Here is a 25,265-nt window from a genome sequence, read left to right as displayed (position 1 = left end):
GATGAGCAAGCTTGCCGTTGTCGCCGCCGGAGGAACTGGCGGCCATATGTTCCCTGCCCAGGCCCTGGCCGAGGCCCTCAGCGCCCGGGGCTGGCGCGTGGTGCTGGCCACTGATGATCGCGGCGCGATCTATGCCGACAAGTTCCCGGCCGAGGAACGTCTCGCCCTTTCGGCCGCCACGGCCAAGGCCGGCGATCCGATCGGCATGCTCAAGGCCGGCTTCGTGGTCGCCCAGGGCGTGCTGCAGGCGAGAGCCGCCTTCAAGCGCCTGGACCCGGCCGTTGTCGTCGGCTTCGGCGGCTATCCCGCCCTGCCGGCCCTGCTCGGAGCCCTGAGCCAGGGCCGTCCGACCGTGATCCACGAGCAGAATGCGGTGCTGGGCCGGGTCAACCGCTTCCTGGCCCCCCGCGTCAACGAAGTGGCCTGCGCCTTCCCGATCCTGGAAAAGGCCACCCCCGCCGTCCAGGCCCGCGCCCATGTGGTCGGCAATCCCGTGCGGCCCCCCGTGCGCGCCCTCTATGAGGTGCCCTATCTCGCGCCGGAGGTGCAGCTGCGCATCCTGGTCACCGGCGGCAGCCAGGGCGCGCGCCTGCTGTCGGAACTGATCCCCGAGGCCGTCGCCAAGCTGCCCGAAGAGATGCGCGGCCGCCTGAAGGTCTTCCAGCAGGCCCGGGCCGAGAGCCTGGAACAGGCCCGCAAGGTCTATCGCAATGCCATGGTCGACTGCGAGGTCGCGCCCTTCTTCCGCGACATGGCCGGCTATCTGCGCCAGTCGCACCTGGTGATCGGCCGCTCCGGCGCCTCGACCTGCACCGAACTGGCTGTCGCCGGCCGACCCTCGATCCTGGTGCCCCTGAAGATCGCCGCCGACGACCACCAGCGCTTCAATGCCCGCCTGCTGGAAGAGGCCGGCGGCGCGGCCGTCTGCTTCGAGGACGAACTGACCGTCGACGCCATGGCCGGGGCCCTCAAGGCCCTGCTCAAGAACCCCGAGCGCCTGGCGCGGATGGCTGACGGCGCCCGCAGCGTGGCCAGGCCGAATGCGGCCGAGGACCTGGCGGATCTGGTGGAGAAGACGGCGCGGTGAAGAAGCTGCGCCGACGGTTGCTGGATCAGTTCGGGCTCGAAGACCTAAACGCGCTTTTCTATAGCTCGCGCTGGGCCCTTCGCTTTGATCTGGGGGGCGAATGGCCCGTCGAGGGCGGGCAGGTGCCGCGCATGCTTCAGGCGCTTGAGCGGGCTCGCGTCGTGACAGAAGCCGTCTTCGCGACGTCAGAGGTCGTCGATGCCCTGATCATCCAGTGGGGTGTTCGACGTCCGGGCGCTCGCAACCCCGCATTCAGGCGCTTGGCTTCGATGGGGTTCGGCCCCGTTCTTCGATACGAAGGTGCGTATCGCGATCCTGAGCACGACGACCAAGAGCCAAAGTTGCGCGACTATTACTTTCTTGGCGGACCAACTGATCCAAATGACCGCGCGGTGCTGATCTGGGATTCTTGCGGAAGCGAGATCGGCGTCGGGCCTTCCTCACCTATCATGAGCCTCGATGGGGCTGACCAGTTCAGGAGCTATCTGGTCGACTTCGAGCGGGGGATATTGGTCAATGTCTACGATGATCGGGGCATGGACGTGGTGGCGCTTGATCGGGAAACGCTTCAACCGTTTTACGCCCGGTTTGGCGAATGGCTGCTGGACTATGATCGAGCGCAAATGGCGAAGACCTTTGGCGGCGGCGCTTAGGCATTAGGGCATGTGGCAGGTCCGCGCTAAGGGCGCGGACGGTCGAGTGTCAGTTCAAGGCCATCGAGCTCCGCCCAGCGTCGCAAAGCGACCATTCCGGTCGGTGCGATCCTTACATCTCCTGGAGGCTGTAGCGTGCCGGTCTGACCAGGTTGGTCAAGGACTGGCCTGCGGCCAGCCGCTCTGCGGCGGCGCGGAGCGCCGTCCTTGAGCAACCTGGTCAGACCGGCGATCGTCTCGCCGTGAGATTTAAGGCTGGCCCCGCCCGAGGGGCGGCGGCTTCCCAACTCAGAACTCACAATCCTCCGTCATCCCGGGACTTGTTCCCGGGACCCATTTGTCCGCTGTACGGACGGTAAAGGGATGGTCGATGGCGGGGCAACTGAACCATGGGTCCCGGGGACAAGCCCCGGGATAACGGGGTTTGGGGGTTCCGTGCGGCGGGTCCATCCCCGTTCCCGCACGGGGATAACCGCCCCTCCACCCCAGCAAGTTCAACGCCCTAACCGCCCCACCCTGCGTCACGATCCAGAATCGACGCAGCCCCCTGTGAAACGGCCGCATACTTCTCCTCGCTTCATCGCAAGGGGAGGGCGTCCAACTGGCGGCCTGACGGGCGGTGGGGGCGGTTGTGCGGGTGCAAGAGGACAGGGGACGTAAACCTGTCCATCGGAGGAAGGCCAAGCCTCCGCCCGTCCGAAGGTTCGCTCCGGATCCCTCCGGAATCGGCGTGGCTTGCAGCTCCCAGGCTCAAGTCCGTCGCGAGGAGGACAGGATCCGGGTGGGGTGAAGGGTTGAACCAGACCCGCGCGCTCCGGCCAGAGGGATAACGACCGCGCGGAGCGCTTCGGCCACGGCCGAAACGGTACTCCAATCACACTCCTCCGGACCTGGCCCGGACGCTCCGCCGCCTCCCCAACTCGCCGGTGAAAGCCGGCGTGGACGCAAACCTGTGCGCCTATTGCGGGTGCCATACTCCCAGCGGAGAGGACGATGACGTCTGATGACTTTGAAGGCGCTTTAGGGAAGTTCAGGAGTGACCTGGCGGCCGAGACTCTACGGCAGGCGATCCGGGACCTCGAAACGAAGTTTGACCCTAACCAGCCGCGGGCGCCGGTCGGTACTTCCGACGGCGGGCGGTGGGTTGATGCGGGGCGGGGTGGCGACGGCGCGAAGGTCCGCAAGCTGTCCGGGACCAACCCGACACGTAAAGTGCGGCGGCTGGTGCAGGCCGCCCGTGTGCTGGCCAGCCATCCTCAAGCCGGCCCCGTGGTCCAGGCGGTGGGGCTTCCCGCCCTTGCAGGAGGCGTTGCGCTTACCCGCGCGATCGGTGATTTCGACAGCCGGACAACCGGGCGGGAGAAGACGCCGTTTCTGAAATTGCCGACGGAGAAACTAAATCTAACAGGGCCTGAGCCTCTGGCAATGTCCCGAAATCCGCGAAGGCCCGGCTCGCTCTATCCTTATCACCCTTTTCCCGACTACGGCGAACCCGAAGACTGCGAAGAGGCGGTGAAACCCGACTACATCAAATGCAAAACTTTTGCTTCAATGTACGGAAGAAACCCTGCGGAGCGGCGTGAAATTCAGGGGATATGTCTAAAAACCATAGGTCAAAGATATGCGGAATGTATAGCTGGCGGCGTGGGGGCTATACGAACCCCCTTGTATCAGGGGAGGTGGTGAAAATGGTAGGTGATACTTTGGGGCCTCGTGCCATTCCTTACGTCGATTCTGACGGAAGGAAAGGCAATGGGAGTATTACTATAACATTTGGAGAAACAAAATCTGAAGAATTCGAGGACGGGGACCGTCTGGAGTGGAAAACTGGCTGGATCGATGTCGATTTTGATGGCGAGAGCCATCGCTTCACAGCCGAGGGTGCCGACGATATTCAGCTCGTGTATTTTCTGATGGAACGAGTTGGCCTGTGGCTGACAACTGTGGCGCAGCGACGCGGGATCGCGCTGTTTGATTATAGACCTGAGCCAGTCAAAGTTCCGATGGACATCTTCGACTGCTAAGTTCTCCGAAATAGCCCCTCAAGGCTCCGCCCCCGTCTCGATCAGCGGCCTTGCCAGTCCTACCGCCTGCTCGAGGGTCCCGGCCAGCGGCACGTCGGTGAAGGGCTTCCAGCCGTCGCAGACGACCCGGGCCGCCGCTTCGTCGGCGCTGCCGGCCGGGATGGCGACGGGCGGACGCGGGTCGCCGGTGACGGGGCCTTCGCGACCGCCGGTCCGGATGCTGGCAAAGCCGGCATGGCTGATGGTGCGGGCCTCGCAGTCGATGGCCTCGTGCCGCCAGCCGCCCCAGTATTCATCGGCCCCCGCCTTGAAGCCGCCCTCGGTGACCTGCAGCAGGCGAAGTCTGGCGGTGCGGCCGGTCCACTGGATGCTGGTCATGTCGACGAAGACGGCGAAGCGGGCGACATCGGCCAGGCGCAGCTCGAGCGCGGCGGGGGTGGCGGTCTGGGCTTGGGCGGCGGATGTGATCAGCGCCGCGACGAGCGCGGCCGATAAAGCGAGGGGGCGACCTCGTCCTTCGACAGGCTCAGGATGAGGTCTAGCGACAGGCTCGGGGTGAGGTCCAAGGTCGGCTCGGTGCGTCAATCGAAAATCCTCATCCTGAGCCCGTCGAAGGACGAGGATTTCGCGCACTGACCGTTCCGTCGCCGTTTCAAATGGTCTAATCGGCTTTGCATGATCCAGCGTCGACGCCCCGTACCCTTCGAACTCGGCCCCGTGCACTTCATCGGCATAGGCGGTATTGGCATGTCCGGCATAGCCGAGATCATGCTGCGCATCGGCTACACCGTTCAGGGCAGCGACGCCAAGGCCAGTGCCAATACCGAGCGGCTGGAAAAGCTGGGGGCGCGGATCTTCATCGGCCATGACGCGGCCCATGTCGAAGGTGCCTCGGCCATCGTCTATTCGACCGCCGTCAAGGCCGACAATCCGGAGATGGTCGCCGGCCGCGACAAGCGCCTGCCGCTGGTGCGGCGCGCCGAGATGCTGGCCGAGCTGATGCGGCTGCAGTTCTCGATCGCCGTGGGCGGCACCCACGGCAAGACCACGACGACCTCGATGGTCGCGGCCCTGCTCGACGCCGGCGACCTGGACCCGACCGTGGTCAATGGCGGCATCATCAATGCCTATGGCACCAATGCCAAGGTCGGCGAGGGCGACTGGATCGTCGTCGAGGCCGACGAGAGCGACGGCTCGTTCCTGAAGCTGAAATCGACCGTGGCCATCGTCACCAATATCGACGCCGAGCACCTGGACCACTGGGGCACCTTTGACGCGGTCAAGAAGGGCTTCCAGGACTTCATCGAGAACATCCCCTTCTATGGCTTTGCGGCCGTGTGCACCGACCATCCGGAAGTCCAGGCCCTGACCGCCCGGATCGAGAACCGCCGGCTGGTCACCTATGGCACCAACCCCCAGGCCGAGGTGCGGGTCTCCAACATCCAGATGGGCCCGGACGGCTCGAGCTTCGACATCATCGTCTCGCCTCTGAACGGCGAGCCGGTGCGCTATGACGGTCTGAAGATGCCGATGGCCGGGCACCACAATGTGCTCAACGCCACCGCCGCCGTGGCCGTGGCCCGCGAGCTCAGCATCGGCCCCGACGCCATCCGCGCCGGTCTGGCCAGCTTCGGCGGGGTCAAGCGCCGCTTCACCACCACCGGCGTGGCTAATGGCATCCGTGTGGTCGACGACTATGGCCACCACCCCGTCGAGATCGCCGCCGTGCTGAAGGCTGCCCGCGCCGTGACGACCGGCAAGGTCATCGCCGTGGTCCAGCCGCACCGCTTCACCCGGCTGCGCGACCTGATGACCGAGTTCAGCTCGTGCTTCAATGACGCCGACACCGTGATCGTCGCCGATGTCTATACGGCGGGCGAAAGCCCGATCGAGGGCATCGACCGCGACGGTCTGGTCGAGGGCCTCAAGAAGTTTGGCCACCGCCGGGCCCTGCCGCTGGAAAACCCCACCGCTCTGCCGCGCCTCGTGGCCGCCGAGGCCACCAGCGGTGACCTCGTGGTTCTGCTGGGCGCCGGCGACATCACCACCTGGGCCTATGCGCTGCCCGGCCAGCTGGAAGCCTTGGCGAAGTGAGCTGGAAGGCTGTGCTTCCCGCCGTGCGCGGCAAGCTGCTGGTCGACGAGCCTCTGGCGCCGTTCACCTGGTTCCGTGTGGGCGGCCCGGCCGATGTCGTCTTCCTGCCGGCCGACGAGCAGGATCTGGCCGATTTCCTCAAGGCCCTGGACCCGGCCGTGCCGGTGCTGGCCATCGGGGTGGGCTCCAACCTGCTGGTCCGCGACGGCGGGGTCGAGGGCGTGGTCATCCGCCTGGGCAAGGGCTTCAACGGGGTCGAGCCCCTGGGTGACAACCGCATCCGGGCCGGCAGCGCCGTGCCTGACGCCATCCTGGCCCGCAAGGCGGCCGAGGCCGGTATCGCCGGTCTGGAATTCTATGCCGGCATCCCCGGCACGGTCGGCGGGGCGGTGATCATGAACGCCGGCTGTTATGGCTCCGAGACGGTCAATGTCGTCCGGTCGGTGCGGGTCATGGACCGGGCCGGTCAGGTACGCGAGCTGGCGGTCGAGGACCTGCACTATACCTACCGTCATAGCGCCCTGCAGGATGGCGAGACGGTGATCGTGCTCGACGCGGTCTATCAGGGCACTGCCGATGATCCGGCCGCGATCAAGGCCCGCATGGCCGAGATCACCGCCCGCCGCGAGACCACCCAGCCGATCCGCGACAAGACCGGCGGCTCGACCTTCAAGAACCCGCCGGGCCACTCGTCATGGAAGCTGGTCGACGAGGCCGGCTGGCGGGGCAAACCGTTCGGCGGGGCGATGTTCAGTCCGCTGCACTCCAACTTCCTGATCAATACCGGCGAGGCCACCGCCGCCGATCTGGAAGGCCTGGGCGATAAGGTCCGCGCCGACGTCCTGGCCAGGACCGGGATCCAGCTGGACTGGGAAATCAAGCGGATCGGGCGGGCTTAGGTCGCAAGATGCCCCCCCCTCTGGGGGAGCTGTCGCGGAGCGACTGAGGGGGTTCGCTGGGTCCGGGCCGCGTTGGCCCCCTCCGGCCCTGCGGGCCACCTCCCCCAGAGGGGGAGGATCATTCAACGCATTGCTGACTTCTCCCGGTCGGCCGCGATGCTATGACAGGTCAAACTCCGGAGATTCCCTGCGCATGTTCCGCACCCTGCTGACCGCCGCCGCCGTGTCCGCCCTCCTGGTCGGTGGGGCCCAGGCCCAGACCGCCCCCCGGGCAAAGTCGGGGCTCAAGGCCCTGTTCGCCGGCAAGCCTGCTGCCCCCGCCGCGCCGGCGGCCGTGCCGGTCTCGCCCGAGGCCGTTGCTGTCGGCCTGCGCGACAAGGCTTTGCGCGATCATCTGGCCTGGGACATCACCGAGGACCTGACCACCAATATCGGCCCGCGCCTGGTCGGCTCGCCGGCCATGGAAAAGGCCAAGGACTGGGGCGTCGCCCAGTTCAAGGCCCTGGGCTTTACCAACATCAAGGTCGATGAGTTCGCCAAGGTGTCCTGGACGCGCGGCGAGGAGAGCGCCTGGCTGATGGCGCCCTATGCCATGAACCTCAATCCCGTGGGCCTGGGGCGCACCGTCTCGACCCCGCCGGAGGGCGTCGAGGCCGAGGTGGCCCTGTTCAGGACCTATGCCGAGATGATCGCTGCACCGGAAGGTGCGCTGAAGGGCAAGATCGTGGTCATCACCCAGCCGATGGTCAGGGCCCAGGACGGGGCCGGCTATGGCGTGGCCGGCATCTCGCGTCGGGCCGGTCCGGTGGAGGCCGCCAAGCGTGGTGCCTTGGCCCTGCTGATCCGCTCGATCTCGACCTCGGACTCGTCGGTGCCCCATACCGGCAGCACCGCCAATGGCGACGGCGTGGTGACCATCCCCGCCGCGGCGATCGGCGTGCCGGAAGCCGAGCAACTGGAGCGTCTGTCCGCCAAGGGGCCGCTGCGCATCAAGCTGAAGCTGCAGTCGAGCTTCGATCCCAAGGATGTGGCCTGGAACATTTCGGGCGACATCCAGGGCTCGGAAAAGCCTGACGAGGTCATCGTCATCGGCGGCCACCTCGACAGCTGGGACGTCGGCACCGGCGCTCTGGATGACGCCACCGGTATCGCCATCACCACGGCCGCCGCCAAGCTGATCGGCGACCTGCCCAAGCATCCCAAGCGCACGATCCGCGTCGTGATGTGGGGCTCCGAAGAAAGCGGTGGCTCGTCCGACGCCTATCTGGCCGCCAACAAGGATGGGCTGGCCAAGCTCGTTCTGGCCGGCGAGAGCGACACCGGCGCGGACCGTATCTACAGCCTGCAGGTTCCGGCCGGGTCGCTGGACCATCCGGTGATCAAGACCGCGACCCGCGTGCTGATGCCGCTGAAGATCTATCTGGACCGGGCTCCGGCGGCCGGCGGCGGTGCCGACATCAGCGGTATCGAAGGGGCCGGCGTGCCGGTGATCAACCTCAACCAGGATGCCAGCCGCTATTTCGACTACCACCACACGGCCGATGACACCCTCAACAAGGTCGATCCGGTCCAGCTGGCCCAGAACGTGGCGGCCTGGGCGAGCTTCCTCTATCTGGTGGCCGACAGCGACATCGACTTCCGGGCCCTGAAGCCGGCGTCCCCCGCGGCGCGCTGATTGATTTCAGGCGGTTGTCCCCGAGGGCCTGGCCGATCTGCGGCCCCGGGGGGGTGAGTCAAATGGTCCCATCGTGCCTCGAGATGAACCTTATTTGCTCATCCACAGGTTTTGATGGCGGTCATTTCAGGGGCGAGAGGGGCGGCGAGAGTCACGGCCCGTCCCTGTAGATCCTTGCTGTGGCAAGGGGTTGCGCCACGGCGAGGGGCACGTTTGGCCTCACAGCCCTTGGTTGCCAAGGCGTAACCGGGTCGGGTGCCTGTTATGACGACATTAACGACCTTCTGGTCCTTCTAGAGGTCCATACGCAGCCTGGCATGACACCGACTTCGCTTCCTCCTGAGCAAGCCGCCCGTGTCGGGATTTCGTTTGATCAACTGTTGTACTGGATCGTGGAGGACGCTTATGCCCGCTGTAGTGCGGGGGGGACCGCCTAAGCCTAGGCGCCCTCGGGCCGAAGTGCCCGCAAGTCCGAATAAGGCTCGTTCGGCTCCGCCCAAGGGCGCGCAGCCGGCCGCCAAACTGCGCGCCGCCAAGGGCGTGGGCTTGTCGCCCGCGTTCGCCTTGAGCGTCGCCGGCGCGGCTCTGGGGCTTGGACTTGTTGTGATGCTCGCGACCGGCCATCGGGCCGAGCGCCTGGTCACGGCTGCCCGCCAGGGCGTCGACGGCGAGTTCGCCACGGCTGGTTTCAAGCTGAAGACCCTGCACGTCCAGGGCGCGTCCGCTCAGGCCGACGCCGACATCCGCCGCGCCTCGGGCCTCTATCTCGATCAGCCGACCCTGGGCCTGGACCTGGCGGAGATCCGCCAGCGCGTCGAGACCGTGGGCTGGGTCAAGGAGGCCCGGGTCGTGCGCCTCCTGCCCGACACCGTGGTGATCGCCGTCGAGGAGCGTCCCGCCCTTGCCGTCTGGCAGAGCGGTGGCCGCATGCGCGTGATTGACGGCGAAGGCCGGGTGATCAGCGAGGCCGATGCCGCACGCTTCCCGCAACTGCCGCTGGTGGTGGGGCAGGGGGCCGACCAGGCCGCCGGAACCATCCTGCCGGCCGTCGCCGCCCGGCCGCGCCTGCGCGATCGGCTCGAGGCTCTGGTCCGGGTCGATGATCGGCGCTGGGACCTGCGCCTGAAGGATGGGTCTCTGATCCAGCTACCGGCGATCGACGAAGAATCCGCCCTGATCCAGCTGGATCAGTTGGACCAGAGACAACGAATCCTGGATCTGGGGTTTGCGCGCATTGATCTGCGCGATCCCGAGATGGTGGCTGTGAGACCCCGCGATGCGGCTCTGCCCGGGCAGACCGTGGCCGGAGGGGCGTAGGGATATGGTGTTGGGGTGCCGATAGCGATGTCGCGACTGGAAGATCGGAAACAGGCCCGCGATGGCCTGAAGGCGACGCTGGTGCGTCAGCCTGCGGTCGCGGCTGTCGATCTGGGGGCCTCCAAGGTCACATGCTTCATCATGAAGGCCGACGGCATTCATCGTGACAACCGCACCCTGACCACGGCCGGGGTCGGCTATGTGCAGTCGCGCGGTGTGCGCGGCGGGGCGATCGTCAATCTGGACGAAGCAGCCCAGGCCATCGCCCAGGCCGTCGAGCGGGCCGAAACCGTGGCCGGCCTCAATGTTCAGGGCGTCAGCGTCTGCACCGCCGGCGGCCAGTTGGCCAGCAACCGCGTCCATACCCAGGTCTCGCTCGGGGCCCGGCCGATCGCCGACGGCGACCTGTCGCGCGCCATCGCCTCGGCCCTGGCCCAGGTCAAGATTCCCGGTCGCAAGCCGATCCACCTTCTGCCCATCGCCTGGTCCGTTGACGGCCAGCGCGGCATTCGCGATCCGCGGGCCATGTTCGGACGCTCGCTGGGCCTGGAACTGCTGGTCGTCTCGATCAACGAAAACGTCTTCCACACCCTCGCCCACTGCGTCGAGCGGGCTCACCTGTCCTTCGAGGGCGTGGTCGCCGCTCCCTTTGCCTCGGCCCTGGCGGCCCTGGAGGAGGACGAGATGGACCTCGGTGCCGTCTGCATCGACATGGGCGGCGGTTCGACCTCGGTGGCGGTGTTCAACAATGGCGCGCTCTGCCATGTCGACAGCCTCGCCGTCGGCGGCGGGCACGTGACCCAGGACATCGCCCGGGGCCTGCAGACCTCGGTCGCCGGGGCCGAGCGCATCAAGACCCTGCACGGCAGCGCCATCGCCTCGGCCAATGAAGACCGCGAGATGATCGAGGCCCCGCCACGCGGTGACGATCCGGGCGCCGGTCCGGTCATCGCGCCGCGCAGCCTGCTGAAGGGCATCATCCAGCCCCGCGTCGAAGAGACCCTGGAACTGTTGCGTGAGCGCCTCCGGGCCTCGGGTGCCCCGGTTGAACCGGGTGCCGGCATTGTCCTGACCGGCGGTGCCAGCCAGCTGGCCGGTGTCCGCGAAGTCGCCGTCCGGGTCTTTGATCGTCCGGTTCGCCTGGGCCGCCCGCGCCGGGTGCCGCACCTGGCCGATGCGGCCTCGGGTCCGGCCTTCTGCGCGGCGGCCGGCGTGCTGCACCGCTCGGCCTTCGGACCGCGCGAAGTGGTCTCGCCCAAGGCCCTGGCTGCGGCCGCCCTGCGCAAGCGTCCGATGGATCCCAATGCCAGCCCGATGGCCAAGGCCGCCGCCTGGCTGCGCGACAATCTGTGACGACCGACTCGCGCCATCAGGCCCGAAAGTCCGGTCAAGCTCTCGGGCCGGCCTGAATTAGGAAATCGCGGCGTTCCGTCGCATCAAGTCTCCAGAACCCTTTGCGCGCCAAGAGATTCTGCCGAGCCAGGACAAATTGTTCTCAGGCGGCGCTCGACCTGTCCCCGACTCATATTATGCAGTTAACCGCCGATTAACGATGGTGGTTGTTCTGTTAACCCAATCGTCGAGGCGTTCCCGACGGTTGAATCGCCGGGGTCCTGTTTGACGATTTCGGCGTAAGGTCGCGAGGGTTCCATGGCTATTTCTCTTTCAGCGCCGCGCACCACTGAACTGAAGCCCCGTATCGTCGTGTTCGGCGTCGGTGGCGCGGGCGGCAATGCCGTCAACAACATGATCGAGGCGGGCCTCGAAGGTGTTGAGTTCGTGGTCGCCAATACTGACGCGCAGCAACTGCAGTTCGCCAAGACCGACCGTCGCATCCAGCTCGGGGTTCAGGTGACCCAGGGGCTGGGCGCAGGTGCGCACCCCGAGGTCGGCATGAGCGCCGCCGAGGAAAGCTTCCCCGAGATCGGCGAGCACCTGGACGGTGCCCACATGGTCTTCATCACCGCCGGCATGGGCGGCGGCACCGGCACCGGTGCAGCCCCGATCATCGCCAAGTGCGCCCGCGAGCGCGGCATCCTGACCGTCGGCGTCGTCACCAAGCCTTTCCACTTCGAAGGCCGTCACCGCATGCGTCTGGCCGATGCCGGCATCGGTGAGCTGCAGCGCTATGTCGACACCCTGATCGTCATTCCGAATCAGAACCTGTTCCGCGTCGCCAATGAGCGCACGACCTTCGCCGAAGCCTTCGGCATGGCTGACCAGGTCCTGCACTCGGGCGTTCGCTCGATCACCGACCTGATGGTCCTGCCGGGCCTGATCAACCTCGACTTCGCCGACGTCCGCACGGTCATGACCGAGATGGGCAAGGCGATGATGGGCACCGGCGAGGGCACCGGTGAAGACCGCGCCCTGATGGCCGCCCAGAACGCCATCGCCAACCCGCTGCTGGACGAAGTCTCGCTCAAGGGTGCCAAGGCCGTGCTGGTCAATGTGACCGGTGGCATGGACATGACCCTGCTGGAAGTCGACGAGGCCGCCAACGCGATCTCGGACCAGGTCGATCCGGAAGCCAACATCATCTTCGGCGCGGCCTTCGATCCGTCGCTGGAAGGCGTGATCCGCGTGTCGGTGGTCGCCACCGGCATGGACGGAGCCTCCATCGCTCAGATCGAACCCAAGCCGGTCGCCCGCAATACCTCGGCCGCCCCGCTGATCGCCGAGACCTCGCGTCCCGCGCCGCAGCCGGAGCCGGCCCGCCCGACCTCGCGCTACGAGGCCCGTCCCGCCGAGCGCCCGACCGCCTATGCGCCGGAGCCGGCCTATGAGCCCGAGCCGGAACTGGTGGAGGAAGCGCCCCAGGCCGATCTTTATTTCCAGGAGCCCGTCGTGTCCGAGGCCGCCCCCGAGCCTCGTATCACCACGCCGGCCCCGCGGACTGTGACCCGGATCGTCGATCCGCTGGTCGAGGACGTTGATGATGCGCCGCTCTATACCGAGCAGCACTACGCCGATCGCCAACCCGCCAAGTCCGGCGGCTGGATGAGCCTCTTCGGTGGCGGTCGCCAGCGCTATGACCAGCAGCCTGCGCCGCCGCAACAGCCCCAGGCCCGCACGGCCTCCGGGGGGCGGACGGCGGCCCAGCCGCTGGAAGCCCAGCAGCTCGATGAAGGCGAGGATCTCGAAATCCCGTCGTTCCTGCGTCGCCTGGCCAACTGATCGACCTGGTCAGATCTAGCTTCTGAAACGCCCGGGGTGAAAGCCCCGGGCGTTTTGCTGTCTGATCTTCACCCTGAAGTGGCGAAGAGGTCTGTCATCCCGGACGAGCGCGTAGCGCGAAGATCCGGGACCGTCGCGTGAACTCGGAGCTTCCGGCGGTCCCGGATCTGCGTCCGGCTTTCGCCGGGCGTGTCCGGCATGACATTTTTCGTTGCCCGAGCGTCGGGGAAGTCACTGCGCGATCGGGCGAGGATCTGCTAAGGCTTGGCACATCCTGCCAACTTCTCATCGAAATCGGTCACATGAAGCTCAGTCGCGCCGATCGCAAGATCCTTCAGATCCTTCAGCAGGACGGCAAGATTTCGAATGTCGATCTGGCCGAGCAGGTCGGCCTGTCGCCCAGTCCCTGCCTGCGCCGGGTCAAGCAACTGGAGGCCAGCGGCCTGATCGCCGGCTATGTGGCGCTTCTGGACCGGCGCAAGGCCAGACTGGACGTGCTGGCCTATGTGGAAGTCCAGGTTGACCGGCATACGGAAACCGCCGCCGAGGCCTTCCGCGAAGCGGTCCTGCGCGAGCCTGAAGTGGTCGGCTGCTATGTGATGACCGGCGGCTACGACTACCTTCTGAAGGTGGCCGTGCCCAATCTCGACGCCTATGCGGATTTCACCATGAAGCGTCTTCTGAAGATGCCGGCGGTCAAGGATATCCGCTCCAGCTTCGTGCTGGACACCATCAAGGACTCCACGGCCCTGCCACTCGACTATCTCGACTAGCCTGTTGTTCGGCGGATCGTGCCATTCCAGGGCTCAAGTCTAGCATTTAATGACCTATAAGGCCGTTTTCATGGTCATGATCGACAGGTTCTGACTTCGATTTTCCGCTACTCAGACCGCTGTTCATTCGAGGAGCGGTAGTCATGCTGGTTGTCGACCAGAAGCCCCTGGCTTCGGCCGTCCCGTCGCCCGTCCGTGCGGCGCTGGAAACCGTTCAGCCCTACAAGTCCGGCATGACCCTGGCCGAGGCCGGTCGGCGCGCCGGGCGCAGCGACTTTTCCAAGCTGGCCAGCAACGAAAACCTGCTGGGCCCGAGCCCCAAGGTGGCCGAAGCCGTGATGGCGGCCATGGCCCATCCGGAAATCTATCCTGACCCCTATTCCGAGACCCTGCGCCATGCCCTGGCCACCAGCCTGGCCGTCGATCCGGCCCGCATCGTGGTGTCGCCGGGCTCAGAGGGCCTGATCGACTATCTGTTCCGGGCCGTGATCGCACCGGGCGAAACCATCCTGCTGTCGACCCCGACCTTCCCGGCCTATGAGATCTTCGGCCGTTGCGCCGAGGCGACGATCATCGACGTGCCGCGCCTGGCCAATTTCGATCTCGATGTTGAGGCCTTCAAGGTCGAGGCGGCCAAGGGCCCCAAGCTGCTGGTCCTGTGCACGCCCAATAATCCGACCGGCAATGCCCTGACCGGCGTCGATATCGGCGAGATCCTGGCCGTGACGCCGCGCTCGACCGTGGTCTTCGTCGACGAGGCCTATCGCGAGTATCACGAGGCCTTCAATACCTTCGCCCTGCTGGAGGCCTGGGGCGGCCCCTGGGTGTCGGCCCGGACCTTCTCGAAGGCCTATGGCCTGGCCGGCCTGCGCGTCGGCTATGGCATCGCCTCCTCGGCTGAACTGGTCGGCTATCTCGACCGCCTGCGTCCGCCCTTCAATGTCACCGCCGCCAGCCAGGCCGCCGCCCTGGCGGCCCTGGCCGATGTCGAGCACCTGGAGCGCACGGTCGCCCTGACCATCGCCGAGCGCGGCCGGGTCGAGACGGCGCTCACGGCCCTGGGTATCGAGCATACCCGGAGCCACGCCAATTTCGTCTTCCTGAAGACGCCCGCGGGTCCCGAAGCAACGACCGAGCGTTTGTTGCAGGAAGGGCTTATCATCCGTCCCACCCCGGTCGCCGGTGGCTGGGTTCGCATCACCATCGGCCGTCCGGCCGACAATGACCGCCTGATCGCCGCCCTGCCGGCCGCACTGGCGCACTGAGTTTCTGGAGGTTGACCATGGCCATGACCGCTGAAAACCCGCTCGGCCTCGACGGCTTCGCGTTTGTCGAGTTCACCAGCCCCGATCCGGCCGCCATGAAGGCGCTGTTCGAGCAACTGGGCTTCGTTGCCGCCAGCACCCATCCGACCAAGGCTGTGACCCGCTACAAGCAGGGCCGCATCAACCTGCTGGTCAATGACGAGCCGACCGGCCAGGTCGCCGAATTCCGCGCCGCCCATGGCCCTTCGGCCAATGGCATGGCCTTCGGCGTCGCCGACATCGAGGCGGCCTATGCCGAGGCCCTGAAGCGCGGGGCCGTCGCCGCCGACGCTTCGGTCACGGTGCTGGGCGAAGGCGCGCGGGTGCTGGAAGGCATCGGCGGCTCGATGCTGTACCTGGTCGAGGGCGCTGATGCCGTGTTCGCCTCGTGGACGCCGGTACCCGGTGCCGCCGAGGCCGAGGTCCGCAACAATGTCGGCCTCGATCTGCTCGACCACCTGACCCACAACGTCAAGCGCGGCCAAATGCGCACCTGGTCGACCTTCTATCGCGATGTCTTCGGCTTCGAGGAGCAGAAGTATTTCGACATCAAGGGCCAGGCGACCGGCCTTTTCAGCCAGGCGATGATCGCGCCCGACAAGGCGATCCGCATCCCGCTGAACGAGAGCCAGGACGACAAGAGCCAGATCGAGGAGTTCATCCGCCAGTACAATGGCGAAGGCATCCAGCACCTGGCCCTGACCACCCCCGACATCTACGACACGGTCGAGAGGCTGCGCGCCCGGGGCGTCAAGCTGCAGGACACCATCGAGACCTATTACGAACTGGTCGACAAGCGCGTGCCCGGCCACGGCGAGGACCTCGAGCGCCTGCGCAAGAACCGCATCCTGCTGGACGGCAATGTCGGCGAGGAAGGCCTGCTGCTGCAGATCTTCACTGAAAACCTGTTTGGCCCGATCTTCTTCGAGGTCATCCAGCGCAAGGGCAATGAAGGCTTCGGCAACGGCAACTTCCAGGCCCTGTTCGAGAGCATCGAGCTGGACCAGATCCGCCGCGGCGTGATCACGGTCGAGGCGTAGGGGCTTTACCCGGTGCGCGTCATGGCGTGTGATCGCGCTATGACGCTTCCAATAGAGATCCGCGATACCGAGCATGGCGTGGTGCTTTCCAGCACCGACTTCGAACTCATTGATCACTTGGACGATTTCCTGACAGAGGAATGTTACGTCCACTTCGATCTAAGAGACAAACCCGAGCCCGCGATCCTTTTTGGACAGGCGAGTTCGGTGGAGAAGGTGGAAGCTCTCTACGGGCGTTTCCTCGCATTCAAGGCCGCGGAGCCAACATAGTTCCGTTCTCCCCGGCGAAGGCCGGGGCCCAGGTGAAGCCCACGAACCGCTCCGGATGAATCTGGGTCCCGGCCTTCGCCGGGAAGAGCGGAGGTGGGGGAGGATGCACGTGACTGAAATAAACGCGTTCAAATACCAATTCGGTTTCGGCAATCACTTCGCCACCGAGGCCGTGCCCGGTGCTCTGCCGGTCGGCCAGAACTCGCCGCAGAAGGTGCCCTTCGGGCTCTATGCCGAACAGCTGTCGGGGACGGCCTTTACCGCACCCCGGGCCGAGAACCGCCGCAGCTGGCTCTATCGCCTGCGCCCCAGTGCCGGCCATGGCCGCTATGAGCCCTATGCTCAGCCGGGCCTGTGCGACGGGACGTTCGAGGGGCCCGTGACACCCAACCGCCTGCGCTGGGACCCGATCGCGATCCCCGAGGCACCGACCGATTTCGTCGATGGTCTGAGGGCCCTGGCCGGCAATGGCGATGTGGCCACCCAGGCCGGGATCGGTGTGCAGCTCTATCTCGCCAACCGGTCGATGACGGATCGCGTCTTCCAGAACGCCGACGGCGAGTTGCTGATCGTGCCGCAGCAGGGGGTCCTGACCCTGGTCACCGAGATGGGCGTGATGACGGCGGGGCCGGGCCATATCGCCGTGATCCCCCGTGGCATCCGCTTCCGGGTCGAGGTCGCGGGGCCCTCGCGGGGCTATGTCTGCGAGAGCTATGGCGCGGCCTTCAAGTTGCCGGACCTTGGGCCCATCGGGGCCAATGGCCTGGCCAATCCGCGGGACTTCGAAACCCCCGTCGCGGCCTTCGAGGATGTCGAGGCCTCGACTCAGGTGATCCAGAAGTTCCAGGGCCGGCTCTGGACCTCGCAATGGGACCACAGTCCGCTGGATGTGGTGGCCTGGCACGGCAATTTCGCGCCGTACCGCTATGATCTGGCCCGTTTCAACACGATCAATACGGTCAGCTACGACCATCCAGATCCGTCGATCTTCACGGTCCTGACCTCGCCCAGCGAGATCCCGGGCACGGCCAACTGCGACTTCGTGATCTTCCCGCCGCGCTGGATGGTGGCCGAGCAGACCTTCCGGCCGCCCTGGTTCCACCGCAACGTGATGAGCGAATTCATGGGCCTGGTGCACGGGGCCTATGACGCCAAGGCGGGCGGCTTCTCGCCGGGCGGCGCGTCGCTGCACAACCCGATGAGCGATCACGGGCCCGATCTTGCCAGCTGGCAGGGGGCGGTGGCGGCCGATCTTGCACCGCACAAGATCGAAAATACCCTGGCCTTCATGTTTGAAAGCCGCTGGACGCTGCGTCCGACGCGATTTGCTCTGGAGCATTCGTCGCTTCAGGCGGACTATGACGCCTGCTGGTCGGGCTTCCCCAAGGCCGTCCTGCCTTAACGATAACGATAACGAGGAAGCGCCTATGAAGCTTGCGTCTCTCAAGGACGGCCGCGACGGCCGTCTGGTGGTGGTCTCCAACGACCTGGCCTGGTTCACTGACGCGGCGACGATCGCCCCGACCCTGCAGGCCGCGATGGATGACTGGGGACGGTGCGAGGCTCTGCTGCGCGGTCTGGCCGAGAGCCTTGAGCACGGCGCGGTGCCCAAGGAGCGCTTCCACGAGCACGACGCTGCCAGTCCCCTGCCGCGGGCCTATCAGTGGCTCGACGGCAGCGCCTATGTGAACCACGTGCAGTTGGTGCGTAAGGCCCGCGGCGCGTCCATGCCGGAGACCTTCTGGACCGATCCCCTGATGTACCAGGGGGCGTCTGACGGCTTCCTCGGTCCGCGCGACGACATCCCCCTGGCCGATGCGGCCTGGGGCTGCGATCTCGAGGGCGAGGTGGCGGTGATCGTCGGTGACGTTCCGCTGGGCGCGACGCGCGAGGAAGCCCTGGCGGCGATCCGTCTGGTCATGCTGTGCAACGATGTCTCCCTGCGCAACCTGATCCCCGACGAACTGGCCAAGGGCTTCGGCTTCGTGCAGTCCAAGCCGGCCAGCGCCTTTTCGCCGGTTGCGGTGACGCCGGCCCTGCTTGGTGACGCGTGGAAGGACGGCAAGCTGCACGGCGCCCTGCTGGTCTCGCTGAACGGCAAGGATTTCGGCAAGGCCGACGCCGGCGTCGACATGACATTCGACTTCGGGACCCTGGTGGCCCATGCCGCCAAGACCCGGGCCCTGTCGGCGGGGACCATTGTGGGTTCGGGCACGGTCAGCAATCGCGGGGCCGACGAGGGTCCGGGCCGGCCGGTGGCCGAGGGCGGGCTTGGCTATTCGTGCCTTGCCGAGGTGCGCACCGTCGAGACCCTGCTGCATGGCAAGGCCGTGACGCCGTTCCTGCTGGGTGGTGATACCGTCAGGATCGAGATGAAAGACGCGCGTGGCCACTCGATCTTCGGGGCCATCGAGCAGTCGGTCGAGCGGGTTTGAGTCCAGAGAGCGAACAGGTCGAGCCGGCCGGTCGGGTCTTCAAGACACCGGCCGGCGTCGGTCTTGGTCCGGTCGAGCTGATCGCCGACGGCGGTGCCCGCAACTTTGTCCTGCAGATCGGGGCCAACCGCTTCCACGGCTTTGTGGTGCGGCGGGGCGGGGACGTGTTTGGCTATGTCGACCGCTGCCCTCATGCCGGCCTGCCCCTGGCCCAGCAGCTTGACCAGTATCTGACCCCCGATGGCGGGCTGATTGCCTGCTCCTGGCACGGGGCGGTGTTCAAGGTGGAGACCGGGGCCTGCGTCGGTGGCCCCTGCGTGGGGGCGAGCCTGTCACCGTGGCCGGTCGAGGTTCGCGAGGGGCGGATCTTTACGGCCTGAACCAACACCGCTCTCCCGGGCTTTCGCCGGGGAGAGCGGTCGAGAGGTGGCGCTAGACGCCCTAGGCCTGGGCCACCGCCCTTTCCTTCATGTGCTTGACCATGCCGATGGCGGCCAGGGCGTAGTGCAGTCCGGCCCAGGCATAGAAGCACAGCGAGACAATGATGCCCTGCTGGCTGGAATGGGCCAGGGTGGTCCGGCACAGATCGACCAGCTCCGCAGGCGAACCCTTGGGGGCGACGCCGCCGGGGCAGCTGGTGGAGAAGCTGGCGGCACCGTCCGGTCCGAACGAACCGATCAGCGACGAGATCAGCCCGCCGGCATTCGGCGTGTTGAAATTGTACTGCGCCAGATGGTCGATCAGCCAGCCGGTGAAGACCGGTCCGCCGCCGAGGGCGATCAGGTTCAGGAAGAAGAACAGGATGGCCGTCGCCGTGGCCCGGCGACGCGGATCGACGGAGTTCTGCACAACGCCGAAGGTCGGGGCCAGATAGACATAGTGGAAAATGCCCGGGATCAGCAGGATCAGGGCCGTGGCCTCCCAGCTGGTCTGCAGATAGGCGAGAATATAGATCGGGGTGCAGATCGTCAGGCCGATGGCCGGGGTCAGGGCGTACCACTTGGCGCTCTTCTTGCCGGCCCAGTCGCTGAGGAAGCCGCCCATCAGCGTGCCGACCCCGGCCGAGAAGCCGCCGATCAGGCCGGTGATCAGGCCCACCTGCGCCAGGTCCAGGCCAAAGGCTCGCACGAAGTAGGACGGCACGAAGGCACCGGAGCCATAGGAGCCGAACGAGGCGATGGTCACGCCCAGCACCATGTGCAGTACCGGCCATTTGGCGAACAGCACCTTGGTGACGGCCCACATCTCGCTGAACTCGGAGCGCATGGAGAAGGCCGGCTTGGGGGGCTCGACCACCAGGTCTTCGGCCTCCAGGGGGTGTTCCTTGGCCTCGGAATGGCCGCGCGGCGGTTCCTTGACCACCAGCTTGACGATCACGGCCAGCAGGATGCCGGGCAGGCCGACGATCACGAAGGCCACGCGCCAGCTGAACTCCTGGGCCAGCCAGCCACCGGCCACCGCGCCGAACATGGTGCCCAGCGGAATGCCGAACGAATAGATCGACAGGGCCGTGGCCCGCTGCTTGGGGGCATAATAGTCGCTGATCAGCGAGTGGCTGGGCGGCGAGCAGCCGGCCTCGCCGATGCCGACCCCGAAGCGATAGGCCGCCAGCTGGGCGAAATTGGCGGCGCTGCCGCACAGGGCGGTAAAGCCCGACCAGATGACCAGCGAGACCGAGATGATCGTCACCCGGTTCCAGCGTTCGGCGAGGCGGGCGATCGGGATGCCCAGGATCGTATAGAGCAGGGCGAAGTACAGCCCGCCGAGCAGGCCCAGCTGGGTGTCGGTCAGCTTCAGGTCGACCTTGATGGCCTGACCGATGGTGGCGATGATCGTCCGGTCGATGAAGTTGAAGGTGTAGGTGGCGAGCAGCAGCCCCAGCACCGTGGCCTTGTAGCCGTTGGAATACAGCGGTTTGATCCCGCTGGACGCGATCGCGTCTGCCATGCTGGCGCTCTCCCTTCAAACATTTGTTCTAATTATTGAGGGGACTGTAGACTTAACGGAACGCGCAGCGCCAGCAGGGAATTTCGGAGTGAACGGAGCGGCTCATTTGCCCCCTCCGAGCCCATGGCGATCTTCCCCCTTTCGGAGGAAGACGGCCGCGGAGCGACCCGAAGGGGGCAGGTCTTGCGGGTGTCAGCCCCTAGGCCACCATGTCCTCGCGGATGGTCTTGCGGGCCTGCCAGAACAGGGCGAACGAAATCAGCCCCAGCAGGGACGAGATGATCAGGGCCCACTGCACGCCCTTGGCTGCGCCCATGCCGAGCGGCCCGGCGAAGATGTCACTGATCGCCCCCACCAGCAGCGGTCCGAAGCCCAGGCCGATCAGGTTGATGATCAGCAGCAGCACCGCAGCCGAGGTCGCGCGCATGGCCGGATCGACGATGCTCTGGGCGGTGGCATAGACGGGTCCGTACCATAGTGTGCCGAGCAGGGTCGGCACTGTCAGCATCAACAGGGCGGGCAGGGCGGTCGGCATGCAGACCGCCAGGATATAGAGCGGGATCCCGGCCAGGGAGGCGATGGCCGGCACGATCACATAGGCCCGCAGGTCCTTCGCCCCGAGGCGATCGGCCAGGACTCCGCCCAGCCAGGCCCCGATGACCCCGGCCGAGCCGCCCATCAGGCCGAGGGCCAGACCGAGGAAGCCCGCCGACTTCAGGCCGAAGATACTGGCCAGGCTGGCCAGTTCCGCCGCGTGGTTGCGGAAGAAGTACGAGGCGACGAACGGGGCCTGGCCGTAGCCGATGAAGGCCTTGACCGCCGCCGCCAGGGCCACCAGCCAGAAGGTTTTCTTGGTCGCCAGAACCGCCAGGGCGGCGCCGAAGCTGATCTGCTGGGCGGCACGGGCGGCGATGTCGGCGGCCAACTGGCGGCGCGGCTCGATCAGGGTGAAGGCCGCGACCAGGGCAAACAGCACACCCGGCGCACCGGCGACCATGAAGGCGACCCGCCAGCCATAGGCATCGGCCACCAGTCCGCCCATGGCCATGCCGACCAGGGTCCCCAGGGGTGTGCCGATCGAATAGAAGGCGATGGCGCTGGCCCGCTTTTCCTTGGGCACATAGTCACTGATCAGCGAATGGGCTGCCGGGGTGCAGCCGGCCTCGCCGACGCCCACCCCGATGCGGGCCAGGATCAGATGCCAGAAGTTCTGGGCGAAGCCGCAAAGCACGGTGAAGCCGCTCCAGACGGCCACCGAGGTCGCAATGATCATCGGCCGGTTCTTGCGCTCGGCGATGCGGGCGATCGGAATGCCCAGCACGGTATAGAAGACGGCGAAGGCCAGGCCGGTCATCATGCCCAGCTGCCAGTCCGCCAGGCCCAGCTCCTGCTTGATCGGCTCGGCCAGAATATTGACCACCTGCCGATCGAGGAAGTTCAAGGTGTAGATGATCAACAGCACCCAGAGGGCGTAGCGGCGATAGCCGGTCGAGACGGGGTTGATAACCGGCGACGGTGTGGCCGTGTCTGCCATGGGCGTCTGCTCCCTCGAACACTTGTTCTAATCGTTGTGGCGACTTTAGACGCAGGTTAAGCGACCTGACTACCCGCCATTTTTCGCAGGACTGCGCTCATGGAACTCGTCATCGGCACCAAGAAATGGTCGACCTGGTCGCTGCGTCCGTGGCTGGTGCTCAAGCGTCTGGGCGTGCCGTTCACCGAGACCCTGGTCGCGCTGCGCCAGGCCGAGGCCACGGCGGCGGCCCTGGCCCAGAGCTCGCCCAGCGCCCTGGCCCCGGCGCTGAAGGACGGCGACCTGGTGATCTGGGACTCGCTGGCGATCTGCGAGTATCTGGCCGAAAAATATCCCGATGCCGGGCTGTGGCCGGCCGATGCGGCACTGCGGGCCCTGGGACGGGCGGCGACTGCAGAGATGCATTCGGGCTTCACGGCCCTGCGCAGCGAATGCCCGATGGCCCTGGACGAGACGCCGCGCACGGTTGAGCTCTCAGAGGCCACCCGGAAGAACGTGCGCCGCATCACCGCCCTGTGGAACGACCTGCTGGCCCGCTCGGGCGGTCCGTTCCTGCTGGGCGACTGGTCGATCGCCGACGCCTTCTACACCCCCGTGGCGACGCGGTTCCGGACCTATGGCATCGCGCTGTCGGCATATGGCGATGCCGGGGCCGCTCAGGCCTATTGTGATCGGTTGCTGCAGACGCCGGAGTATCTGGCCTGGGAGCGGGACGCGATGGCGGAGTAGGCGCGCGCCTTCCGGCCGACGCCGCAGGCCCCCTCCTGACCTGCTCCGCAGGTCGTCCTCCCCCCTGCGGGGGGAAGATGAACCGCGCGAACCCATCTTCCCCCTCCGGGGGAAGACGGTCGCGAAGCGACCCGTAGGGGGCAAGTACGGGGATTGAGCCCGATCTGTCCCCGGCGTTTCCAAAACAAAGCCCAGCCCAATCAATGCCCTGCAAAAAGTCTGATCGCGCCAATCCGACGCGCTGAATCCGCCCGCATAATGGTCTCACCTGACAGCACGGGAAGGGCGTCCGGCCGGCGACCAGAGACGGCTGTCAGGGGTGATCGCGCGGGGCCACCGGTCAGACGAATGTCCGTGCCGGCGTGCTTAAAGTGAGGGCGGGGGACGTAAACCTGCCCATCGGGGGTCTGCCAGGGCCTCCGCCCGTCCGAAGGTTCGCTCCGGGTCCCTCCGGAATCGGCGTGGCTGCAGCCCAAGGCTCAAGTCCGTCGCGAGAAGGACAAGATCCGGGTGGGGTGAAGGGTTGAACCAGACCCGCGCGCCCCGGCCAGAGGGATAACGGTCACGCGGAGCGTTCGTCTTCGTCGAAACGGTACTACTCAAACTCACATCCGGGCGAGGCCCGGGCGCTCCGCAGCCCTTCCCACACCTTCAGCGGTCATCCGCGTGAAGCGGCGAAGCCGTGTCCGGGACTCGCCGCGACTGAAGGGCTCCGATTCACAATTAACCGCGATTCACCATGTCTGGCGCCCCAGCCTTAACCAAGCGCCGCCATTCTGGCCTTGAAACGGGATGGGAAGAGTCATGGCGCAGCACGTCGAAACCCTGGTGATCGGAGCGGGCCCCGCAGGCCTCACCACCGCTTACACCCTGGCCAAGGCCGGACGGGGCGTGACCGTGCTCGAGATGGACCCGGTCTATGTCGGCGGCATCAGCCGTACGGTCGACTACAAGGGCTTCAAGTTCGACATCGGCGGCCACCGGTTCTTCTCGAAGTCCAAGGAGGTGGTCGACCTCTGGAACGAGATCCTGCCCGACGACTTCATCGACCGGCCGCGCCTGTCGCGCATCTATTATCGCGAGAAGTTCTACGCCTATCCGCTGAAGGCCTTCGAGGCCCTGGCCAATCTGGGCATCTGGACGGCGACCCAGTGCATGGCCTCGTTCGGCTGGGCCAAGGCGCGTCCGATCAAGGATCCGACCACCTTCCACCAGTGGGTACGCAACCAGTTCGGCGAGAAGCTGTTCTCGATCTTCTTCAAGACCTACACCGAGAAGGTGTGGGGCATGAGCTGCGACGAGATCTCGGCCGACTGGGCCAGCCAGCGTATCAAGGGCCTGGATCTGGCCGCCGCCATCATCGACGGCGTCAAGCGCTCGCTGGGCGTCCGCGCCAAGGTTACGGCCGAGGGCGCGCCCAAGACCCTGATCGAAAGCTTCCGCTATCCCCGCAAAGGCCCCGGCATGATGTGGGAGGCCTGCGCCGACAAGATCCTGGCCCTGGGCGGCCAGCTGCGCATGGGCCGCAAGGTCGAGGGCCTGCACTATGACAAGGCCACTCGTCTCTGGACCGTTGACGTGACCCGCGCCGACGGCACGAAGGAGACCTATACGGCCGATGACGTGGTCTCCTCGGCCCCGCTGCGCGAGCTGATGCAGGCCGTGTCGCCCACGCCGATCAGCCTGTTCCATGCCGGTGAGCTGATGTACCGCGACTTCATCACCGTGGTCCTGATCGGCAAGCCGCAAAAGGAACTGCCCGACAACTGGATCTATATCCACGACCCGTCGGTGAAGGTCGGCCGGGTCCAGAACTTCCGCTCCTGGTCGCCGGAAATGATCCCCGACGGTGTCTCGACCTGCCTGGGCCTGGAATATTTCTGCTTCGAGGGCGACGGCCTGTGGATCAGCAAGGACGAAGACCTGGTCGCCCAGGCCAAGCGCGAGATCGCCAAGATCGGCCTGATGAACCCCGATGAGGTCTATGACGCCTGCGTGGTGCGCCAGCACAAGGCCTACCCGGTCTATGACGACAGCTATGCCGAACACATCAGGATGATCCGCCTTGATCTGAAGATGCACTTCCCGGGCCTGCATCTGGTCGGCCGCAACGGCATGCACAAGTACAACAACCAGGACCACGCCATGATGACCGGCCTGCTGACGGCCGAGAACATCATTGCCGGCGAGACGATCCACGACGTCTGGGACGTCAACGAAGACGCCGAGTATGGCGAGGCCGGTGTCTCGGGGGCTCGCGAGGCCCTGTCCAGCGTCCGCGCGGTGCCGCAAAAGGTTGCCGCCTGA

Annotated in this window: 22 protein-coding genes and 2 pseudogenes; 20 read left to right on the top strand and 4 right to left on the bottom strand. The window is 66.2% G+C overall.

Annotated features, from left to right (window positions below; translation table 11 throughout):
* Position 1: 1 nt before the first annotated feature.
* The 4 genes from murG to ACW17U_RS12100 all read left to right on the top strand — a co-directional run bounded on the left by murG (position 2) and on the right by ACW17U_RS12100 (position 3,764).
* Entirely contained in the window at positions 2–1,087 is a 1,086-nt protein-coding gene (murG, locus tag ACW17U_RS12115; protein ID WP_492052701.1) for an undecaprenyldiphospho-muramoylpentapeptide beta-N-acetylglucosaminyltransferase, read from the top strand.
* The gene (locus ACW17U_RS12110; RefSeq protein ID WP_492052699.1) at positions 1,084–1,740 is read left to right on the top strand and encodes a DUF3885 domain-containing protein; all 657 of its coding nucleotides are present in this window, start codon (positions 1,084–1,086) and stop codon (positions 1,738–1,740) included. The genes murG and ACW17U_RS12110 overlap by 4 nt, the downstream gene beginning before the upstream one ends.
* A 993-nt stretch (positions 1,741–2,733) precedes the next feature.
* Complete coding sequence (locus ACW17U_RS12105) at positions 2,734–3,426, top strand: hypothetical protein (RefSeq protein ID WP_492052697.1); 693 nt, start codon at positions 2,734–2,736, stop codon at positions 3,424–3,426.
* 2 nt (positions 3,427–3,428) lie between these two features.
* Entirely contained in the window at positions 3,429–3,764 is a 336-nt protein-coding gene (locus ACW17U_RS12100) for a hypothetical protein (protein ID WP_492052696.1), read from the top strand.
* An 18-nt stretch (positions 3,765–3,782) separates the two neighbouring features.
* On the opposite strand, the gene ACW17U_RS12095 is transcribed toward ACW17U_RS12100, so the two are convergent.
* Together ACW17U_RS12095 and ACW17U_RS12090 are read right to left on the bottom strand one after the other, a co-directional pair.
* Positions 3,783–4,235 carry a hypothetical protein gene (locus tag ACW17U_RS12095; RefSeq protein WP_492055730.1) on the bottom strand — a complete coding sequence of 151 codons (453 nt, stop codon included), beginning with the start codon at positions 4,233–4,235 and terminating at the stop codon, positions 3,783–3,785.
* Between the two features lie 27 nt (positions 4,236–4,262).
* A pseudogene (locus ACW17U_RS12090) lies at positions 4,263–4,397 on the bottom strand (hypothetical protein); the annotation flags it as partial.
* 42 nt (positions 4,398–4,439) lie between these two features.
* Here ACW17U_RS12090 and murC point away from each other — a divergent pair.
* From murC to ACW17U_RS12020, 14 genes and pseudogenes are all read left to right on the top strand, one after another.
* Positions 4,440–5,858: a UDP-N-acetylmuramate--L-alanine ligase gene (gene murC, locus ACW17U_RS12085; RefSeq protein ID WP_492052694.1), complete on the top strand. Its 1,419-nt coding sequence runs from the start codon at positions 4,440–4,442 to the stop codon at positions 5,856–5,858.
* Positions 5,855–6,757 carry a UDP-N-acetylmuramate dehydrogenase gene (murB, locus tag ACW17U_RS12080; protein ID WP_492052692.1) on the top strand — a complete coding sequence of 301 codons (903 nt, stop codon included), beginning with the start codon at positions 5,855–5,857 and terminating at the stop codon, positions 6,755–6,757. Before murC ends, murB begins: the two co-directional genes overlap by 4 nt.
* A gap of 193 nt (positions 6,758–6,950) precedes the next feature.
* Positions 6,951–8,432, top strand: coding sequence for a M20/M25/M40 family metallo-hydrolase (locus ACW17U_RS12075; RefSeq protein WP_492052691.1), 1,482 nt, complete (start codon positions 6,951–6,953; stop codon positions 8,430–8,432).
* Positions 8,433–8,650: 218 nt separating this feature from the next.
* Positions 8,651–8,869: pseudogene (locus ACW17U_RS12070) on the top strand (D-alanine--D-alanine ligase); the annotation flags it as partial.
* Positions 8,838–9,749, top strand: a complete 912-nt coding sequence (gene ftsQ, locus ACW17U_RS12065; protein ID WP_492052689.1) for a cell division protein FtsQ — start codon at positions 8,838–8,840, stop codon at positions 9,747–9,749. The pseudogene ACW17U_RS12070 and the gene ftsQ, both read left to right, overlap by 32 nt.
* A gap of 27 nt (positions 9,750–9,776) precedes the next feature.
* Positions 9,777–11,102 carry a cell division protein FtsA gene (gene ftsA / locus ACW17U_RS12060; RefSeq protein ID WP_062145029.1) on the top strand — a complete coding sequence of 442 codons (1,326 nt, stop codon included), beginning with the start codon at positions 9,777–9,779 and terminating at the stop codon, positions 11,100–11,102.
* A 297-nt stretch (positions 11,103–11,399) separates the two neighbouring features.
* The gene (gene ftsZ, locus ACW17U_RS12055; RefSeq protein WP_492052686.1) at positions 11,400–12,926 is read left to right on the top strand and encodes a cell division protein FtsZ; all 1,527 of its coding nucleotides are present in this window, start codon (positions 11,400–11,402) and stop codon (positions 12,924–12,926) included.
* A gap of 302 nt (positions 12,927–13,228) precedes the next feature.
* On the top strand, positions 13,229–13,699 hold the full coding sequence (locus ACW17U_RS12050) for an Lrp/AsnC family transcriptional regulator (protein ID WP_062145034.1): 471 nt from the start codon (positions 13,229–13,231) through the stop codon (positions 13,697–13,699).
* 143 nt (positions 13,700–13,842) lie between these two features.
* Positions 13,843–14,964, top strand: a complete 1,122-nt coding sequence (hisC, locus tag ACW17U_RS12045; protein ID WP_492052684.1) for a histidinol-phosphate transaminase — start codon at positions 13,843–13,845, stop codon at positions 14,962–14,964.
* A gap of 17 nt (positions 14,965–14,981) precedes the next feature.
* Positions 14,982–16,043: a 4-hydroxyphenylpyruvate dioxygenase gene (gene hppD, locus ACW17U_RS12040; protein WP_492052682.1), complete on the top strand. Its 1,062-nt coding sequence runs from the start codon at positions 14,982–14,984 to the stop codon at positions 16,041–16,043.
* Positions 16,044–16,082: 39 nt separating this feature from the next.
* The gene (locus ACW17U_RS12035) at positions 16,083–16,313 is read left to right on the top strand and encodes a hypothetical protein (protein WP_492052680.1); all 231 of its coding nucleotides are present in this window, start codon (positions 16,083–16,085) and stop codon (positions 16,311–16,313) included.
* Positions 16,314–16,416: 103 nt separating this feature from the next.
* Positions 16,417–17,715, top strand: a complete 1,299-nt coding sequence (hmgA, locus tag ACW17U_RS12030) for a homogentisate 1,2-dioxygenase (protein ID WP_492052678.1) — start codon at positions 16,417–16,419, stop codon at positions 17,713–17,715.
* A 25-nt stretch (positions 17,716–17,740) separates the two neighbouring features.
* Entirely contained in the window at positions 17,741–18,748 is a 1,008-nt protein-coding gene (locus ACW17U_RS12025) for a fumarylacetoacetate hydrolase family protein (protein ID WP_492052677.1), read from the top strand.
* Positions 18,745–19,128, top strand: coding sequence for a Rieske (2Fe-2S) protein (locus ACW17U_RS12020; RefSeq protein WP_492052676.1), 384 nt, complete (start codon positions 18,745–18,747; stop codon positions 19,126–19,128). Before ACW17U_RS12025 ends, ACW17U_RS12020 begins: the two co-directional genes overlap by 4 nt.
* A 61-nt stretch (positions 19,129–19,189) precedes the next feature.
* Here ACW17U_RS12020 and ACW17U_RS12015 read toward each other — a convergent pair whose 3' ends face one another.
* Positions 19,190–20,695 (bottom strand): spinster family MFS transporter, encoded by a 1,506-nt coding sequence (locus ACW17U_RS12015; protein WP_492052675.1) that lies wholly within the window; start codon positions 20,693–20,695, stop codon positions 19,190–19,192.
* A gap of 199 nt (positions 20,696–20,894) precedes the next feature.
* Complete coding sequence (locus ACW17U_RS12010) at positions 20,895–22,229, bottom strand: spinster family MFS transporter (RefSeq protein ID WP_492052674.1); 1,335 nt, start codon at positions 22,227–22,229, stop codon at positions 20,895–20,897.
* 99 nt (positions 22,230–22,328) lie between these two features.
* Here ACW17U_RS12010 and ACW17U_RS12005 point away from each other — a divergent pair, with 99 nt between their 5' ends.
* Together ACW17U_RS12005 and ACW17U_RS12000 are read left to right on the top strand one after the other, a co-directional pair.
* Positions 22,329–22,958, top strand: a complete 630-nt coding sequence (locus tag ACW17U_RS12005) for a glutathione S-transferase family protein (RefSeq protein WP_492052672.1) — start codon at positions 22,329–22,331, stop codon at positions 22,956–22,958.
* A gap of 804 nt (positions 22,959–23,762) precedes the next feature.
* Positions 23,763–25,265, top strand: a complete 1,503-nt coding sequence (locus tag ACW17U_RS12000) for an NAD(P)/FAD-dependent oxidoreductase (RefSeq protein ID WP_492052670.1) — start codon at positions 23,763–23,765, stop codon at positions 25,263–25,265.

The organism is Caulobacter sp. AVps16 (assembly GCF_058681455.1).
This window is presented reverse-complemented; position numbering and strand designations above follow the sequence as displayed.

What these genes read in the sequence shown, in the direction of transcription:
- murG (WP_492052701.1), top strand. Translation starts at nt 2, where the DNA reads ATGAGCAAGCTTGCCGTTGTCGCCGCCGGAGGAACTGGCGGCCATATG.
- ACW17U_RS12105 (WP_492052697.1), top strand. Translation starts at nt 2,734, where the DNA reads ATGACGTCTGATGACTTTGAAGGCGCTTTAGGGAAGTTCAGGAGTGAC.
- ACW17U_RS12100 (WP_492052696.1), top strand. Translation starts at nt 3,429, where the DNA reads ATGGTAGGTGATACTTTGGGGCCTCGTGCCATTCCTTACGTCGATTCT.
- murC (WP_492052694.1), top strand. Translation starts at nt 4,440, where the DNA reads ATGATCCAGCGTCGACGCCCCGTACCCTTCGAACTCGGCCCCGTGCAC.
- ACW17U_RS12075 (WP_492052691.1), top strand. Translation starts at nt 6,951, where the DNA reads ATGTTCCGCACCCTGCTGACCGCCGCCGCCGTGTCCGCCCTCCTGGTC.
- ftsQ (WP_492052689.1), top strand. Translation starts at nt 8,838, where the DNA reads ATGCCCGCTGTAGTGCGGGGGGGACCGCCTAAGCCTAGGCGCCCTCGG.
- ftsA (WP_062145029.1), top strand. Translation starts at nt 9,777, where the DNA reads ATGTCGCGACTGGAAGATCGGAAACAGGCCCGCGATGGCCTGAAGGCG.
- ftsZ (WP_492052686.1), top strand. Translation starts at nt 11,400, where the DNA reads ATGGCTATTTCTCTTTCAGCGCCGCGCACCACTGAACTGAAGCCCCGT.
- ACW17U_RS12050 (WP_062145034.1), top strand. Translation starts at nt 13,229, where the DNA reads ATGAAGCTCAGTCGCGCCGATCGCAAGATCCTTCAGATCCTTCAGCAG.
- hisC (WP_492052684.1), top strand. Translation starts at nt 13,843, where the DNA reads ATGCTGGTTGTCGACCAGAAGCCCCTGGCTTCGGCCGTCCCGTCGCCC.
- hppD (WP_492052682.1), top strand. Translation starts at nt 14,982, where the DNA reads ATGGCCATGACCGCTGAAAACCCGCTCGGCCTCGACGGCTTCGCGTTT.
- ACW17U_RS12035 (WP_492052680.1), top strand. Translation starts at nt 16,083, where the DNA reads ATGACGCTTCCAATAGAGATCCGCGATACCGAGCATGGCGTGGTGCTT.
- hmgA (WP_492052678.1), top strand. Translation starts at nt 16,417, where the DNA reads ATGCACGTGACTGAAATAAACGCGTTCAAATACCAATTCGGTTTCGGC.
- ACW17U_RS12025 (WP_492052677.1), top strand. Translation starts at nt 17,741, where the DNA reads ATGAAGCTTGCGTCTCTCAAGGACGGCCGCGACGGCCGTCTGGTGGTG.
- ACW17U_RS12015 (WP_492052675.1), bottom strand. Translation starts at nt 20,695, where the DNA reads ATGGCAGACGCGATCGCGTCCAGCGGGATCAAACCGCTGTATTCCAAC.
- ACW17U_RS12010 (WP_492052674.1), bottom strand. Translation starts at nt 22,229, where the DNA reads ATGGCAGACACGGCCACACCGTCGCCGGTTATCAACCCCGTCTCGACC.
- ACW17U_RS12005 (WP_492052672.1), top strand. Translation starts at nt 22,329, where the DNA reads ATGGAACTCGTCATCGGCACCAAGAAATGGTCGACCTGGTCGCTGCGT.
- ACW17U_RS12000 (WP_492052670.1), top strand. Translation starts at nt 23,763, where the DNA reads ATGGCGCAGCACGTCGAAACCCTGGTGATCGGAGCGGGCCCCGCAGGC.